Genomic DNA, 16,432 nt, shown 5'->3' on the forward strand with positions numbered 1-16,432 from the left:
TTTTTTATTTTAAATTACTATTTTACTTTCGTAATCTGGGATTAAATAAATAATATCTCGACTTGTGAAATGTTCTCCTGCTTCTTCGTTATAACTCTCTGAAAACTCACGAACTAATTCCTCGAAAATATATCCCATATCTGTACTTGTTACTTTATCTGGACCTAGATAAGATTCTTTCTTATTAAATTCTTGAATAACATGAAACAGCGCATCATTATCAGCTAATGTAGAAATTTCAACATCAAATCTAAAGTTGGCTAAAATATCTAGCATATTATCTGAAAAGCTATTTAAATAAGCTCGGAAATTTGTTTCGATATTTGCTGGGTCTGCAAGTAGCGTATCAAATGTATAGACACTCGTATTGTAAAAGGGATAACCTGATGCTTGTGTTAAGAATCGGTGACGAAATGCGTCATTCATATTTTTATATTTTTCGGATGCCTCTAACACTTTGTCACGTGTTGGTAATAACGTGTCGTGCAGACGTTTAATTACAGTCATCGGTAAAATAACTTTTCCATATTCATGAGGTTTGTATAGTCCTCGTATAATATCAGCAACGTTCCAAATTAAATTGGCCTGTTTTTGTACATTTATTGATGTTTGTGCATTACGTTGATTTTCTGTCATAATGTTACTTCCTCTCTCCGTACTTTAACTAATTATCTATATATATATTATCATATTTTCTTTCTCCTCATTTGGTTTGATACACCTAAAAAATCTCTATCTGAATTTCTATATGTATTCATTAATTAACCTCCCTCTGTTTGTATCATTTAGTATAAAAATTAGGCGGCTTAAAAGAGGCAGATTTCTCCAATGTAACGGCTAGAAAAGACTTATTCTATAAAATCCTTAGGACTTACGTATTTTATGCCTTTAATAGTTGAAATAGCTTTAAAACGTCTTCTTGAGTAATGGAATCATAATCATGGAATCCATGTGTAATTGAGTTTCGATTTAGTTCTTTATTAAGTTGTTCTGGAATTGAAACAAATGTCTTTTCGTACATCCTTAATACAGACTGTGCAAACACTTTAATGAATCCTTCTTGGCCATTTTCTTCATTTGTCAGCTTTTGAATTTTATAATATAGCCGTTTCTGTTTAGGTTTCAGGTTAACTGCAATTTCTTCTTCAGTAATATTTCCTTCGTACCATGAAGCTACTATATGTTCGAATGTAGAAAACAATGGAAACGTACACAACTTATAATATCCTGCTCTATATGCTCCATAGGTTTCTTTAATCAGTGACACATGTAATTCATATATTGGATCACTTGTAATTTCCAGAACATATTCATCTAGTTTTGAATCAATACATTCTGCATAATTAATTACTTCCTCATTTTCGATAGCATCTAAAAGGTCAACATCTATACACCATAAATTATCTTCTTGTTCCTTTAAGAAAGTATCAATTTCTTTAAGCCTTTCAGCCGCAGCCTTACTTAAGGCATCCCAATCAATCCCCTTTAAAGGTTCTGTTAATTGATTAATGGCTTCTGTTATTTGTGTAAATGGTCTTAGAGCCTCGCTAATTTGTTTTTGCATTTCAGTAATAGGTTCAATTAGTTTTCTTCTTAAATCTATAACTGGTTGTACACTTGCAATAAATTGCTTTTGAATCTCATTAATCCGCTCTTTAAATTCTTCGCCTATGTATGGAAGTTGATAATCTTTTGGTCTAAGAGAATCAGTGTTATCGAAATTATTACCATTTTCCTCCGTCTCTTTATTATCTACATAATTCTCTTTGTCGCTCACTTAGTTCATCCCCCTTTTTAATGATCCCAAATTACGAAAGTGCAGCGATTTGATAGCTAAAATCCACACACATGGAAGTAAATGTAAAATATGGAATCCAAATCTATAATTTCAGGTGGTTGAAGGTATACTTTCCCCCTCCCCACCTTTGCGGGCTTTTTAATTTCCAGTATTCAGTTCCTGTCTCTCAATCAATCATGCGCACACTTTGAATCATTTTCCGGAATGCCCATTTGTGGGCATATGTCTCACAAATGTTCATGAGACCCTCCGGCTGTGAGACGTCAGCACGCCGGCCGAATAAATAAACTCTCTTCGAAACCGCCTGATGGTATAGGACTTGAACGCAGCCGGGCAATGGTCCTTTTTAAAGATCTCGAATAAATTGTACGCCAGTAATTTAATCAGAAGATCCATATGATTTGCCCCGAAAGAATCTGTTGGAATCTTGTCCATCGAAAAACCATATTTAGACTCTTTGATATAGTTTTCCAGACAGGCTCTCTGATTGTAAAATCTCCAAATATCCATAGGTTCCCAGTCCATCGTTGTCACAATGGCTTCATAATCCCAGAGAAAATCAAACAATTGAAGCTGGTCTTCCTCATACTTGTCAGCTTTTCGGATGACCGCAACTCTTCTTGGCTTTTCCCAGGAAGTTGCTTGGTAGTAGACTGTTTTTCCCTCTATAACAATCAGCTCATCATCAACATACCGGATCCACGGAGAATTGTCGTTTTCAACATACTTTTTCAATCTTGATGTCCATTTCAGTTTGCCGGCGTAGTTAATCTTCCGCTGCTCCCAATAACTGTAAAACTTTTCTCCGCCAAATCCCTTGTCAAAACGGGCGTACCGGATAAGGTACTGAGCGGAAAGCAATCGATAGGTTTCCTCGGCAAATTCAATTCCGTTGTCAGCTGAATGGACGTTTCCCGGTCTTAGCACACCGTTTAAGCAAAGATGGGATTTTCCTTCAAAAACGAGAAGGGGGTGGTAGCTTTTTCTGCCCGGCTTATGGGGGTTCACCCCGATTTTCGCTCCCTCCTGGTTTCCATAAACCGTTTCGACACTTGAATCAAAGTCAAGAATGAGATCGGAATCCAGCCATGGTTCGATGATGTCCATCACCCGTTCTTTGAATTCTATGGCAGCATCCTCGATTTTCTCCAACCTTAATAGATCCTTGCTTAAAAGCGTATAATGCGGGCATTTTCCTCCTAAGAAAGCACGAATCAAAGGGTCATTCTGGAGTGATTGAAAATGAAACATACGGGAGCAATCTGCCATCCAGCCCGCAATCAGATATACAAATATTTTACTTAGAGGAAATTTGGCATTGTCTTTCTTTAAGCAATCAAACCCCCGGAAAGTCTGCTGGATTTTCATCCGTTCCAGAAATTGCAGAAATGGGAGGATGCCACTAAATTTTGTACTATTCTTTAAATTGAATTCATATTTAATTCTTGAGACAGGAATGATATAATTCACCTTAAAGGTGCCCCCTTTCTTGGTTATTGTTTTTTTCTCAAAATCAATTATACCAAAGGATGGGGCACTTTTTTATTTTAAATTACTATTTGTATGTGTCAAGTTTTTCTCGATAAGGTTTAAATATCGGGATTCCAAGACACTCTTTTTGTACACTTTCGTATAGATTGATAACGGGAGTGTTGATGCGCGCGAAATTCACTCGCTTTCCGCGGGCGGCCGGCGAGCCTCCTCGCTCGTACCTCGCTGCGGGGTCTCTCCTGGCCCGCTTTTCCCGCAGGAGTCTCGTAAATTTCGCGCGCATCAACGATCAGTCCCCCACATACCAGGCTTAAAACGAAAGCTCTAACCTGAATCCGTGACGAAAATATAACAAACGCCGTTAATAGGTAGATTTCCCAAGAGTAAGGATATAGTGGTGTCCGACTATTCGATAAATGCACTTTTAGTGATTCAGTATGTAAAAATTTCCCTGTTTCACTCGTTTTTGTGCACGCCAAATAAATCTGCAAATTTCCATTTTTGCAAGTTTTCGTTTTTTTATTTCTTTTTTCCTAGTAGTCTATTGATCGGGATGTTTAGTAAAAGGCTTGATACAAACGAGTAAAGACCGGTAACCATTTGTTGGTCTCCGCGACTTTTAATTTCCATTGCCGGCCACGGAAAACCAGCTTTGAGGCCAGTGTGATCATATTCTGGATGACGGTTCGGATTCTTCTTCTTGTTGTTTTCTTTTTCAATGGCGTATCTTGTTTTTTCAAGCTTTCTTGTCCAATCAAGCGAAGCAGGTTATACGCAAATACACCGAAATGGAGCACAAGGCCATTCGTTTCATATTTGCCTGACGGCAGCCGTTCGAGATCCAGTTCTGATTTAATTTCACTATGGAACTGTTCGCAAGTGCCATGGTTATGATAAAGAGAGATCACCACATGAGGCGGCACTTCAAGGTCCGTCCAGTAGGTTTCAAATTCATACTCGGGAATTAAAAAAATTTGTCCGTCTCTTGAGATGGTTCTTTCGGTCACTTTAAAAACTTTTCGGATGCTTCGCTCCTGGTCCTTAATTTGAATGGTTTCGGGGATGGATCCAAGGTAAACCTTCTTTCCTTCCCGTTCTTCACAACAGATCCCATATTTTCGGGCAATGTACAGCCAGTCCTCAGCTTTTTCCTTACGGGGATTGCGTTTGATAATAAAGCTTGCATGGTTTTCTAGGAGAATAATGAGATTATCCCGGCTGTTATTTCCGGAATCAAGCCTGAAAAGCAATGGCTGATCTGTTAGTTTCCGGGCAGATTGAATGGTTTCCTGGATGAAATTTGGTGTACCTTTTTGGCAGTGGACACTTCCCTTTCGCATCTCAACATGCAGGCAGTAACCTTCCTGTCCCATGTAAGCGAACATAGGGGCATAACCGTCACAGCCTTTATAGGTTCTTTCTACCCCTTCCTCGTATAATAAGTTTAAATCCAAAGTGGATGTCAATTTCCAGTTCATTCTGCTGCTCATTGACAAGTGAATATAAGATTTTGTATTCCGGGCTCGCCCGGAATACAAGTTCGGACTTGGACGCTTCGCGATGTTCCCGGATAATGGTCTTAGGATCGTTTGGGTCAATGCTTCCCCTCCTTGTAGCCTGACTACTCGAAAAGTCTGCATCCCCAGGTTCTTGCTTGAACGTCTAACCCGTAGGCCGTTCCTCCGGATCTCCGTGCTGGAAATGAGCAGTTCCAGGCAGCCCACGGCCCGGATGAGTTCTCATACGCGAGGCTGACAGATCGGCAAGCCATCTGGGGATATCCCGAAGCGTCCGATTCCATCGATCCCAATACAGAGAGGAGGAAATCATATGCCCTTATTTGTCGGTATTGACGTGAGCTCCAAAAACCTCGATGCCTGCCTGATGGATGGAATGGGGGAAACGTTGGCCACCCAAACGGTGACAAACAATCTTCCCGGTGCCTCTGAGTTAAGAGACGCCATCCTCCAACATGCGGAGGCGGATGACACCATCCAGATCGCCATGGAGGCCACATCTGTGTATAGTTGGCACCCGGCAATGTTTTTCCATGAAGATCCCGAGCTGAAACAGCGTCGTACAAAGGTGTTTACCCTGAATCCGAAGCTGGTGAGAAATTTCAAAAAGGCTTATGCCGAGATGGACAAGACCGATCCCAAAGATGCCTGGGTAATTGCGGACCGCTTGCGTTTCGGGAGATTGCCGAAATCCGTGATTCAGTCAGAACAATACCTTGCCCTTCAACGGTTAACACGGATGCGCTATCACCTGATTCAAAGTTTAACCCGGGAACAACAGGTATTTTTGAATCATCTGTTTTTCAAATTCAGTGCCTTTAACCTTGAAGTGGATACACCGGTCTTCGGCCATGCCATAACGGAATTTTTGCTTGAGGCCTATAGCCTCGATGAAATTGCCCAAATGCCTCTAGAGGACTTAGCGATGTATCTCCAGACCAAAGGCCATGGCCGCTTTAGCGATCCCGAGGATTTGGCCGCATCCATCCAAAAAGCTGCCCGGTCCTCTTACCGGCTTTCTAAATGTGTGGAGGATTCGATTGACTTGGTCCTGGGCAGTTCTATTGAGATCATCCGGCATCTTAAACGCCAAATCAAGGATTTGGATAAGGCGATTGCCCGCGTTCTTGATGGAATCCCGAATACCCTCCAGACCATTCCGGGAATAGGCCCGGTGAGCTGTGCTGGGATTCTCGCTGAAATCGGCGACATTGAGCGCTTTGACGACCAAGCCGCGATCGCAAAATTTGCTGGATTGTTCTGGCCCCGCCACCAATCGGGTGATTTTGAGGCTGATGACAAAATGCTTGCGCGTACAGGCAATCGTTATCTCCGGTATTACCTGGTTGAGGCTGCCAATCTGGTCCGGCGACACGAACCTGAGTACCGCGCCTTTTACCAAAAGAAATATCGTGAGGTGCATAAGCACTCACACAAACGCGCCCTCGTCTTAACGGCAAGAAAACTGGTGCGCCTGATCGATGCGCTGCTCCGCAACGATCAAATTTATGCGCCGAAAAAGAAGGTGACGCGATGAGGTAACCAGGTAACCATCATCGATAGCCTGAACTTGAAAACTTCCAGATTACTCCAATTATATTCAGTATTGCCATTTTTACGACATAGAGCCAACAAAATTTCCAATTCACTTGTTTTTAACCCTTGACATCACACCGTAGGACTTTTTTGTCTTGGAGTTATCGAAAGGGGAGACATCCAGATCAACCGGGATATACGGTTTGTCTTTGGCGTAAACCGGGCTGATTTCCGCATTTGTATGGCGAATCAGATCCAGCGATTCTTCGTGCAAGATCGTTTTCCATTTTTCCACCAAGGCGGCCTGGTCCAATCGTTGCCTGAGAGTCGGGCTGGAAGGAACCCTTTGGATATCCAAAGCCAGTGCAAAAAAAGCATCATCACGGAAGGTTTCAATATTGTCATAATCACTTTTTCCCTGGCAAAGCAAGCCGATATAAGATTTAGCCACATCGCCATTGGAGCAAGCCGGATACCGGGAGATATCCGGGAGTTTATAGGCATTCAACCTGGAAACTAAATTCGTTTGATTTAGTAAATTTCCTACTATCGCTAAGCCAGCTTGGGCAACAATTCGTTCTTTTGTGGGTTCTATCACAAACTTTTTCATGAGATCACCTGAATGTGGAATGAATTTAATTTGTCTGATATACCAATTATACTAAATTTTATGCGATTTGTTTGCCTTTAAGCGGAAATTTCGTCACGGATTCAGGTATTGATTTATCAACGGTTTAAGCCGTTGGTGGGGTGTCAAAAAATATTTTTCGACACGCTTTCTAACAAAATTTTCATATTATGTGAAACTATTCCAACATATGGGTACGCTACGCGGTCACTACTGGATAATGATGGAAAGTAGTGATAGGAAATTATACGATGCACAATGGATCTCTGCGTAACTTATGATGACGTACCCTCCCATGTCTCTGGGCATCTGTGTGTCTACATTCCTTCGTTCGGTCTAGTCATAAGGCAGAGGCTAGCGAAGCTCCTTTAGGGACTCGAGGTCGAATGGAAAAAATAGTGCCAGCTTCTCCGTGTCATCCTGTTGTCTAGGTCTTACTAGGGGGATGTGGGGCCTTATTCAGCCTCTGCGAGACCAGGAATATCCCTCATCATTCGCTGTGCGTCAAACACTTTGTGCTTCGTGCTAATTCCGTGTAACACTTTTAATAGCTTACCGCATAGAACCACGATGGATTGCTTCTTGCGTAACGGATTAACGTGACGGTTCGTGTAGTACTCGTGTAGCTTTTTAAATGCTTCATTGTGTCGAATCATCGGCATCATTACCCGGAAAAGGAGAGCACGCAGCTTTCTTCTGCCTCTTTTGGAGATGCGTTTTTGCCCTTTGTGCAGACCGGAGGAGTTTTCACGTAATGTTAATCCCGCGAGTTTAGTTAATTGGCGTGAATCTTGATAGTGTGAAAAGCTTCCGATTTCAGCTAATAAGTCGACAATCGTTGTATCTCCAAGCCCTGGTACCGTTGATAGCCATTCGTATTCTACCGATGTTTTTACAAGCTCAACTAAGCGTTGAGTAATACTTTCGATATCTTGTTCTAGCTGATGGTAGCGGCAGACAAGTGTGGCGATTTCAATACGGGCCATCTCAAGTCCTTCTGTCACTCCGATAGAGCTAGCCGCGACTTCAATAAGGCGCACTGATTTTGGCCTTTGGGGGCATTTTAGCCCCTCAACCTTACGATAAAGAGATAAAACTTCATCGGCTTGTTTCTGGCGAAGATCACTTGGAAATGGTGTGCATTCAAGTGCAGCTAAAGCCATCTTCCCAAAAGACGGAAACACCTGGACGAACTCTGGAAAATAGCGATCCAACCAACGAATGATCATGTTTTTGACAGCCCCTAATTCCTCTGTCAATTTACTTCTGAACGTTGACCCAGCGCGAAGTTCAGCTTCCATGCCTTTTAAGATGCGTGGGTAACTATAACGCCCGTCCTTAACTAAACGGGCAATGACCAATGCATCTTTGCGGTCATGTTTGGTTGGTAAATTGTCGTCCAGCTCCTTTGATCGCTTAACATGCATAGGGTTAACCATGACCAAGGGAATACCTCTTTCTTCAAGAAAGTAGGCCAAATTGAGCCAGTAGTGTCCCGTAGGTTCAATCCCGACAATAACTTCCGATTTTTCGTGTTCTTTCATTGCGGCTAGAACGCGTTGATAGAACAGTTCAAATCCATTTCTTGCTTGGGACACAGAAAATGAATTATGGAGCACTCGTCCGCGGTCATCTACAAAGCAAGCGTAGTGTGTCCGCTTGGCAATATCGATTCCCACCACAAGTGTTTGTTCGGTGACTTGATTAATTTTCTGATTTTGTTTAAAATCCATTATGGAGTCCTCCTTGGTTACAAATTAGGGGTCAATTCTTGCAGATTTGACACCCCGCATCATACCAAGAGGGCTCTTTTTATTCAAGTCCCCGAAAATCCTTCTAACAGGAATGCTCCTTTAAAAAAATGTATACCATTATCGTATTGGAATCTTTATCTAAAAGCAATCTTACTTTGCAAGATTTCCTTACAATTTTTTGTATGACTGGAAGTAATGGACATTGAAAAATCCCCACTCTTGAAGAGTGAAGACTCCACTTTCAATGCATGCCTCCCCATTTCCATCTTTCTTGCTTTTTCCGTGTGCTAGTGTTGGTCGCCGTCCCCATCGCCCGGCTGCTGCAGCCAAAGCCTTCCTTGTTCTTTTACTCTGACACAGTCCAAATGATGAGAAGAGAATACCGCCCTTTAGGCCGGCACTTGCCGCTTTTTTCTTAACTTTTCATACAACCACTGCACTCCATACAACAAATAAGCTTTATAGTGCAAGTAGATAAAAAATTTGACGGGGCTCAGCCGGTTAAGGGAGGCGATACGCAACTTTTTTAATACTTCAATAAATAGAAAAGCAAAAAATCCATCGGCAACAATGTTCATCAGGACAAATTTTTTAAAGTTTCCGTAAGAGTATTTCAAAATCCACATCGACAGCGGCATAAACGGGCCCATGCTGAAAGGCAGCTCGCCCTTTAGAAAAGGCACCTTTTTATCGTAAAACTTCCACCACTGCCGTATACGCCCCAATATTTGATTCGAAATGGCAAACACAGCAATAAAAGCACCCGCCAAAGCATAACGTTTCACATTGCGTTTTCCCAGAAATAGCAGGGATAGCCACGGAACCGCCAAAATCACCAAATTAAAAACCAAGTGCCGTTTTGTAATCATAACTGGTTCACTCCAAATTGGTTTTGTTCATTAACATGTCCAATTTAGATGAAAAAAAACGCTGTATTTTCTGGAAGGCACTGAAAAAGTTAGAATGCAAGAAAACGGTGAGGCACTTATTAATGGTGGAGTCCTGCCAGTTTTTTAAGGCTTTTCCGGCGGTGGTTCTTAGGCATACTTTCGTGAAAAACAGCAAAATTACACAAAATCTTCTATTTTTTATTCTGCTTTTCGATTATACTTATATGCAACGGCCTTCTATTACCCATGGCTTGCGGCTCCCGCTGTTAAAAGCAGGTAAAAAGGCAGAAGAAAACATTGAAAAGGGGATTGGGATGATTTCTACATTACTTAAATCGTTAGGTTACGTAAAAGGCGAACCGCTCACTTTCTTGTCCAAAAGGATTTGCGGGCTGTGGCTGGTCTGGATTGCAGCGGTCATTCTCGTGGGCACCCTTTTCGGAGGAGCACAAATGATCAGCATGCCGATTTTTGCTACCGGTTATTTTCTTGGATTTGCCTTTATCCTGGCAAACAAGCGGGTTTACAAAAAGCTTGCATTCGGCCGTCCAAGCCGCTTTCAAAATCGAATGACCGTGATTTCAATTTTCCTGGCTGTACTTTTACTCATTGGAATGGGCGGGCCTTTTTTTGACTCGCATCAATACCGGATGATCTGGCTTGCGGCCTTTTTGGCATTCGGCATCCACTTTTTCCCGTTTGCCGCCGTGCACGGAAAAATCATGCTGCCGCTTGGTGCCCTTTGTTCGGCAAACGCCATTGCCGGCATGCTGCTCCCAAACGTCCCTTTCCCCATTTTCGCTTATGGAGATGTTACGGTCATGGGCATTTTCGGCATCATCTTATTGCGTTCCAAAAACCCGCTTGCCATGGAAAAACCGGCATCAGAAACTTTAAGGGCAGACAAACCATGCTGAACGTGACAAATAAAGCGGCGATACATTCTATTGTCAGGGAATCGCCGCCTCTTCTCATGAGAGCCGTTTTTTTCATAGGAATGGCAGAAAAATGCCGGGTCATTAGCAACAGCTGAACGACTTATGATCGTTTTTCCAAGTAAAACTTAACTTCCAATGCCAGGGGTTGTTCCGGTTTTACAAGGATCAGCCCTTCTTGCGTGTTCAGTGCTTCGTTTTTCGCGACCCATGGTTCGATGCAGACGAAAGGCGCATCCCCTTCCACCCAAACGACAGTGTAACGGAAATGTTCGTCTGCTTCAATGACGAGATCCTTTTTGGCATGGAAAGCTGTCCTTACTGAACCACCTTCAAATACCACGGATTCTTTTAACCCCGCCATCTCCAGTTTTCCAGTCAATGGCTTTTCCTTGTGATCATTGTAATCGAAATAGGTTGTTGCAGTTGTCTCCAGTTCCAGTGCTTTATCCCGGATGGCAAAGTATGGATGGAATCCCGGGCAAATCGGCATCGGTCCTATTGAATGGTTTGTGACTTTCTGCTGGATTGTGACTTTGCCGCCCGCTAAGCGATACGTTAACTGCAATTCGAAATCAAACGGATAAGAAACACGCGTCTCCGGTGTACTATGGAAAACCAAAGTGATTTCCGCATGATCCGTGCCGCATGATTGGCCTGCCACTTCTAAAGGGCGCGTCCGGACAAGCCCATGGTTGGCCATTTGATACACACGGCCTCCCCAATCATACTGCTTGCCCCTAAGCTGCCCCGCTATTGGGAACAGAACCGGAATCCCGCCGCGGACATTTTTATCAAGATCAAACAGCGTTTCCTCATTCATATACAGCAAATCCTCATCTGCGATATGAATGGCTGTGATCATTCCGCCCCGTTCAGGACAGACTTCCACAAAATCCCCTTCCCCCTTCAAACGGAAAAAGTGCATGCCTTGCCGGTCAAATTCTTCTATGCTGTACATGGTGATCCCTCGATTTGTTAAATTTTGAACATCTGTTTTATTATACCATGGATGATTGATCAAAATGCGGACAGTAAAATGAGTGGCTTCTTGTTACAGTTAAAAACGAGAGGAAGATCGTTTTTTAATGGGACTAATCATGGTTGACGAGCGCAAAATTCACTCACTTTTTGCGGCTGAACCGCGCGTTCCTGAATAAGTATGCCTTTGGTTCCACCCGCTCCCAGTTCTCTCCGCTGTCTACCACCTTCTCGACCTTGCCTGTCTCTTCAGTAAAAGTCCATCCCGTTTTTTCAGGGTATATACGAATGTGTTTTCTTACATTTCCAAATTCACCATGAAGTAGACCAAGTCGTGCATTCTTGTTCTTTTCTAATTTACTACTTTAACTCACTCTTTCCGCCGTACAGTGGCCTCCATTCCCTTGACCGCTTTGTTTCGTGTGCTGTCTCATTATGGTCGAAAGGAACGACTTCCCACTTCAATCTTCGAGCAGATTTGCTAAAATGAAAGTATAGAAATGAGGGAACGGAATGATCGAACAACCCGTGCTGGATTATTTAAATGCATACATTTTGAGAAAAGGGGAGCAACTCCGTTTAGATGGCGTCACAAAGGAAACATTTATTGATATCCCCATTGTAAAAGTAACGAAGCGAACGTACCGGACGGTCGGCATTCTTACAATCGGAGCCCAAAAGCCGGACGGAGATAGCAAAAGCAAAGCCGGGGCACAACTGGAGAAGCTTCACTTAACGCCAAGAAAAAAACTCGCACTTCATGAAGACGAGCCTCAAACTTTGAAATGGCTTGATGAAGGGTGGATCGTAAAAGAAGTCCGGCTGAAGACAGACGGAAAAACCGTGGACAGCCAGTGTTACCGGATGGGATATACCTATTACCGGTTTTTAGAAGAACAAAAGCTAATGGAGCACCAGACACGTCAAGATGAATTGATGACGCTTAAAAATACTTTCGAACAAATCGATATTACATCTGCCGAAACTGCTATAAAATCAATGATCTATGAGCGCATTAGGGAACGTTTTTTATCAGTCTGTCGTCCGGATGCTTTGATCCAATCGGAATTATTCGAAAAGGCATGGCCGGATCAAAAGCGCATCAAGTTTTGCCTTTTTAGCCGCCATCATCCAAATAAGCACGGTACAAGACCGGTTTGACTGGAAAGAAATTGGTGCTTCTTATTATAAAAAGATCGGCGGTTCTAAAGTGTTTGACCGGAACAAATCCGATTTTCTGGATCTTTTTGAAGCTTGGGCGGGTTATCCGGCTGAAGCACTCGGAATGGTGAGTCTTGGCAACCTCACCCCGGTCTATTTTTCAGGACAGGTAACAGGGACATATTCATCCTATCATTACGGACCGGTTCATGCCGTGACGAACTTATCCCTTTATGAAGTCAGCCATTCATCAGAAGCCGAAACATTATGGATTGTGGAAAACCGCGCTATTTTAACAAGAATTGCTGCGGAAAAAAAAGAAGAATATGAAAGGCTGGAAAAAGAATACCAGGAATCAAAAATCCTGTTGGAACACAACAAACAAAGAACAGCAGCATTAAAAGAAGATCTGGAAACAACCATCAATATGCGCGTTCTCGAGATCAACAAACGATTCGCCGTGTACATGGCCGCCTACCAGTTTCAGGGTGAAATCAGCTGGGCGCAGCGGGAAGATAAAAACAGGCGCACCCATTTTGATCTATATATCAAAGCACGAAAGGAAGGGCACCGCGGCACAATGGAAGATGTCAGTGTAAAAGCGCGCGGTGGCAGAGTTGGCAAAGGTGTATCCGGCGGCGAGGAATCTCTCAGCTCCCTGCTGTTTGCCCTTGCCTTGCTGCAAAACCTGTAAACAACCCCCGGCTTTATCGTACTCGACGAATTCGACAGCGCCCTGGATGAACAAAGAAAATCAAAAGTGTTTGACCTGTACGTCGAACAGCTGCACCGAAAACTGATCATCCTGACACCAAAATCACACGAAGATGAATACATCAATCGGTTCAAAAAAGCTTTTGTCGTCCAGCATGACCCGGCGATCCCGAAGAGCAAGGTGACGGGGATACGGTTGAAGTGATCGGCTATCTAATAAGGAAAGGGGAACGCAACCTGAGCAGTTACGCTTCCCTTTAGGGATTTTCGATAAACTTCAGGTAGTGCCAGGCACGTGAAACATATTTAAGCGGCAGCAAGCCCTAGGTTAAGAAAGCACGGAAAATTGACTCCCTTCCTTCACATAGCGCCCGCCTACGTTAAGGAAGCATGGAAAATTGATGGGCTTCCTTCACATAGAACGCGTCTATGTTAAGAAAGCAAGCAAAAATAAAGGCCTTCCTTCACATAGCGCCCGTTAACGTTGCGGATGGTCTTCTTTTTGCGTTTCTTTGCGGAGAGCTTATGAAAAGCCAAGACGTTGATCCGGTTTACAAAAGTCTTGGCAGCCTCGGAAAGAACTAAAATCTAAACATTCACCCAATCTATTAGATGCAAAAAAACAGGGAGAATCCGCCGCTCCCTGCTATCTTAAAATCATATCAAATGTCTGTCCCAATGGCGGTCAGCTGCAATTGCCTTCACAAATTCTTCTGTAAATTGCCGGGGATCTTCTCCCGTGACTACTCCCGCCTGGTTTAACAGATTTCCTTTTTCCAAGAATACAACGCCGTCAAAAGTGGCGCCAATGGTTTTATAATGCATAAAAGCCTCATGAATAAATTGCGCGGCATTTTTTTCAAATGCAGGCGTTGACCCTTGCCCACCTGCTGCATAAATCGCATCAAATAAAACAGAACTGCTTGTCAGGAACGTTTCTGTTGCCTCAAAAACAGCCCCGTCTGTACCTTTTAAATCTCCTAATTTATCACTGATGATGACGGGCAGGACGCCTGCAGCCTGCAAGCCCTTCACGACTGCTGCCACTTTAGGTCCATTAAATTGGTTACCAAGAATCACGCCGACTTTACGTGTATCAGGCAGCATAACCGTGTTCAGCATGCTGAGCGTCGGAGAAGACTTTTCCAGTTTTGTATTCTCTGCTTGTTTAGGTGGATTCACGCCAATTGCATTTGCGATCGCACTCGCAAGATTGGTGCTGACATTGGCAAACATATCGACTGCCTTTTGCTTGATCGACTTGCTTTTTACTTTGCCGAGTTCAAAGCTGAAGGCCTGGATAATATGCTGTTTCTCCGGTTCCCCCATGCTGTTCCAAAACAGGATGGCTTGTGAAAAATGATCCTTGAAACTCTTGCTGCGGTTTCGCACTTTACGGCCTTCCACTTTTTCCTGGTAATGTGCATAACCGCCCTCCTGTGCGCTGGAAACAGACGGGGTATTATTTGCAAGCGAATTCCTATGATAGCTGACCTGGCCAACATTGATTGTCTGGCGGCCATATCCGTCGCGCTGGTTATTATGGAAAGGGCACACCGGCCGGTTAATCGGAAGCTCATGGAAGTTCGGCCCGCCCAGGCGGATCAGCTGCGTATCCGTGTATGAGAACAAGCGGCCCTGCAGCAGCGGGTCATTGGTAAAATCAATTCCTGGTACCACATTGCCCGGATGGAAGGCAACCTGCTCAGTTTCAGCAAAAACATTATCGACATTGCGATTTAACGTCATTTTCCCGATAATCTTCACCGGGATCTCTTCTTCTGGCCAGATTTTCGTCGGGTCGAGGATATCAAAGTCAAAATTAAATTCATCTTCCTCTGGAATCATCTGGACACCGAGTTCCCATTCCGGATAATTCCCCATCTCAATGGCTTCGTACAAATCGCGGCGATGAAAATCCGGGTCCTTCCCGGCAATTTTTTGGGCTTCGTCCCATACCAGCGAATGGACACCAAGCTTTGGCTTCCAATGGAATTTAACAAAGTGGGCCTTTCCTTCTTCGTTTACAAACCGGAATGTATGGACGCCAAAACCCTCCATCATCCGGAAGCTTCTCGGAATCGCCCTGTCCGACATATGCCACATCACCATATGGGCAGATTCCTGGTTGTTCACAACGAAATCCCAAAACGTATCATGTGCCGTTTGGGCCTGTGGAATTTCGTTATGGGGCTCAGGTTTAAAGGAATGCACCAAATCCGGGAATTTAATGGCATCCTGGATAAAGAAAACCGGAATATTGTTTCCGACAAGGTCATAGTTTCCTTCTTCCGTGTAAAACTTTACTGCAAATCCGCGCACATCCCGGACGGTATCTGCCGACCCCCGCGAACCGGCAACTGTCGAAAAGCGCACAAAAACAGGCGTCTTTACAGCAGGATCCTGCAAAAATTTCGCTTTTGTATAAGGTTTCATGGATTCGTAAACCTGAAATTCGCCATGTGCAGCATACCCTCTTGCATGGACAACACGTTCAGGAATCCGTTCATGGTCAAAGTGGGTAATTTTTTCACGAAAATGGAAATCCTCCATCAAAGTCGGGCCGCGTTCGCCCGCTTTCAGAGAAAATTCATCTTCTGAAAGTTTTAACCCTTCGTTTGTCGTCATTGGTTTTCCTTCATCAATGGAGCGAAACTGTTCCAGTTGGCGATCCTTCTCATTTTGGCCCGGTTTCCGTTCACTACTCATTCATATCTGCCTCCACTCTTTGCATTGGATCATCACTCCTCATTCATTTCGTACCCTGCAAAAAAGGAAGGCAAACCGCAAATCGTTATTACGCCTCTTCGTGTTAGCGGAGCCCACCAGCTTTCATACCCGCTGCTCCATTCAGCAATCGCACTTACAATTGATCCTTTGGCGTTTTCACTCGCTCCCTGTCCCCCGGAAAATTTCCGGATGACGGCCGGCCTTCATTTCCAATTCGTTCCTTCGGGGGGCTATCAAAATCTTTTCATTAGATCACCTAATGAGGAATGGGTTATATTTGGTGGATATTCCAATTAG

The 16,432-nt window shown here is 43.6% G+C and carries 9 protein-coding genes and 4 pseudogenes; 4 read left to right on the top strand and 9 right to left on the bottom strand.

Features of this window, described 5'->3' with window-relative positions:
• Positions 1-39 precede the first annotated feature (39 nt).
• The 4 genes and pseudogenes from NST70_RS14305 to NST70_RS14320 all read right to left on the bottom strand — a co-directional run.
• Positions 40-636, bottom strand: a pseudogene (locus tag NST70_RS14305) (type I restriction-modification system subunit M N-terminal domain-containing protein); the annotation flags it as partial.
• Positions 637-880: 244 nt separating this feature from the next.
• A complete protein-coding gene (locus NST70_RS14310) occupies positions 881-1,777 on the bottom strand; it encodes a hypothetical protein (protein WP_342475392.1) in 897 nt (298 codons plus the stop codon).
• 187 nt (positions 1,778-1,964) lie between these two features.
• Positions 1,965-3,268, bottom strand: a pseudogene (locus NST70_RS14315) (IS1380-like element ISBco2 family transposase).
• Positions 3,269-3,846: 578 nt separating this feature from the next.
• A pseudogene (locus NST70_RS14320) lies at positions 3,847-4,722 on the bottom strand (IS1380 family transposase); the annotation flags it as partial.
• 397 nt (positions 4,723-5,119) lie between these two features.
• Between NST70_RS14320 and NST70_RS14325 the strand changes: the two are divergent.
• Complete coding sequence (locus NST70_RS14325; RefSeq protein WP_013858393.1) at positions 5,120-6,343, top strand: IS110 family transposase; 1,224 nt, start codon at positions 5,120-5,122, stop codon at positions 6,341-6,343.
• Positions 6,344-6,451: 108 nt separating this feature from the next.
• Here NST70_RS14325 and NST70_RS14330 read toward each other — a convergent pair whose 3' ends face one another.
• From NST70_RS14330 to NST70_RS14340, 3 genes are all read right to left on the bottom strand, one after another.
• Positions 6,452-6,952: a hypothetical protein gene (locus tag NST70_RS14330; protein WP_247664006.1), complete on the bottom strand. Its 501-nt coding sequence runs from the start codon at positions 6,950-6,952 to the stop codon at positions 6,452-6,454.
• 473 nt (positions 6,953-7,425) lie between these two features.
• The gene (locus NST70_RS14335) at positions 7,426-8,703 is read right to left on the bottom strand and encodes an IS110 family transposase (protein WP_211062228.1); all 1,278 of its coding nucleotides are present in this window, start codon (positions 8,701-8,703) and stop codon (positions 7,426-7,428) included.
• Between the two features lie 410 nt (positions 8,704-9,113).
• Positions 9,114-9,593, bottom strand: coding sequence for a hypothetical protein (locus NST70_RS14340; protein ID WP_211062227.1), 480 nt, complete (start codon positions 9,591-9,593; stop codon positions 9,114-9,116).
• 335 nt (positions 9,594-9,928) lie between these two features.
• On the opposite strand from NST70_RS14340, the gene NST70_RS14345 reads away from it, so the two are divergent.
• Positions 9,929-10,531: a DUF6609 family protein gene (locus tag NST70_RS14345; RefSeq protein ID WP_061087082.1), complete on the top strand. Its 603-nt coding sequence runs from the start codon at positions 9,929-9,931 to the stop codon at positions 10,529-10,531.
• Positions 10,532-10,652: 121 nt separating this feature from the next.
• Here the strand turns inward: NST70_RS14345 and NST70_RS14350 are convergent, their stop codons facing one another.
• Positions 10,653-11,510 (bottom strand): aldose epimerase, encoded by an 858-nt coding sequence (locus NST70_RS14350; RefSeq protein ID WP_061087066.1) that lies wholly within the window; start codon positions 11,508-11,510, stop codon positions 10,653-10,655.
• 533 nt (positions 11,511-12,043) lie between these two features.
• On the opposite strand from NST70_RS14350, the gene NST70_RS14355 reads away from it, so the two are divergent.
• Positions 12,044-12,691, top strand: coding sequence for a hypothetical protein (locus NST70_RS14355; protein ID WP_230951761.1), 648 nt, complete (start codon positions 12,044-12,046; stop codon positions 12,689-12,691).
• A 316-nt stretch (positions 12,692-13,007) separates the two neighbouring features.
• Positions 13,008-13,610 (top strand): annotated as a pseudogene (locus tag NST70_RS14360) (chromosome segregation protein SMC); the annotation flags it as partial.
• 452 nt (positions 13,611-14,062) lie between these two features.
• Here the strand turns inward: NST70_RS14360 and NST70_RS14365 are convergent.
• Complete coding sequence (locus NST70_RS14365; protein ID WP_342475393.1) at positions 14,063-16,114, bottom strand: catalase; 2,052 nt, start codon at positions 16,112-16,114, stop codon at positions 14,063-14,065.
• Between the last annotated feature and the right edge of the window lie 318 nt (positions 16,115-16,432).

Origin of the sequence: Weizmannia sp. FSL K6-0777 (assembly GCF_038593185.1) — a bacterium.
In the GTDB taxonomy this organism is placed as follows: domain Bacteria; phylum Bacillota; class Bacilli; order Bacillales; family Bacillaceae_C; genus Weizmannia; species Weizmannia faecalis.

Excerpts from the sequence above, each read along its gene's own strand:
- NST70_RS14325 (WP_013858393.1), top strand. The coding sequence starts at position 5,120 with ATGCCCTTATTTGTCGGTATTGACGTGAGCTCCAAAAACCTCGATGCC.
- NST70_RS14330 (WP_247664006.1), bottom strand. The coding sequence starts at position 6,952 with ATGAAAAAGTTTGTGATAGAACCCACAAAAGAACGAATTGTTGCCCAA.
- NST70_RS14335 (WP_211062228.1), bottom strand. The coding sequence starts at position 8,703 with ATGGATTTTAAACAAAATCAGAAAATTAATCAAGTCACCGAACAAACA.
- NST70_RS14340 (WP_211062227.1), bottom strand. The coding sequence starts at position 9,593 with ATGATTACAAAACGGCACTTGGTTTTTAATTTGGTGATTTTGGCGGTT.
- NST70_RS14345 (WP_061087082.1), top strand. The coding sequence starts at position 9,929 with ATGATTTCTACATTACTTAAATCGTTAGGTTACGTAAAAGGCGAACCG.
- NST70_RS14350 (WP_061087066.1), bottom strand. The coding sequence starts at position 11,510 with ATGTACAGCATAGAAGAATTTGACCGGCAAGGCATGCACTTTTTCCGT.
- NST70_RS14355 (WP_230951761.1), top strand. The coding sequence starts at position 12,044 with ATGATCGAACAACCCGTGCTGGATTATTTAAATGCATACATTTTGAGA.
- NST70_RS14365 (WP_342475393.1), bottom strand. The coding sequence starts at position 16,114 with ATGAGTAGTGAACGGAAACCGGGCCAAAATGAGAAGGATCGCCAACTG.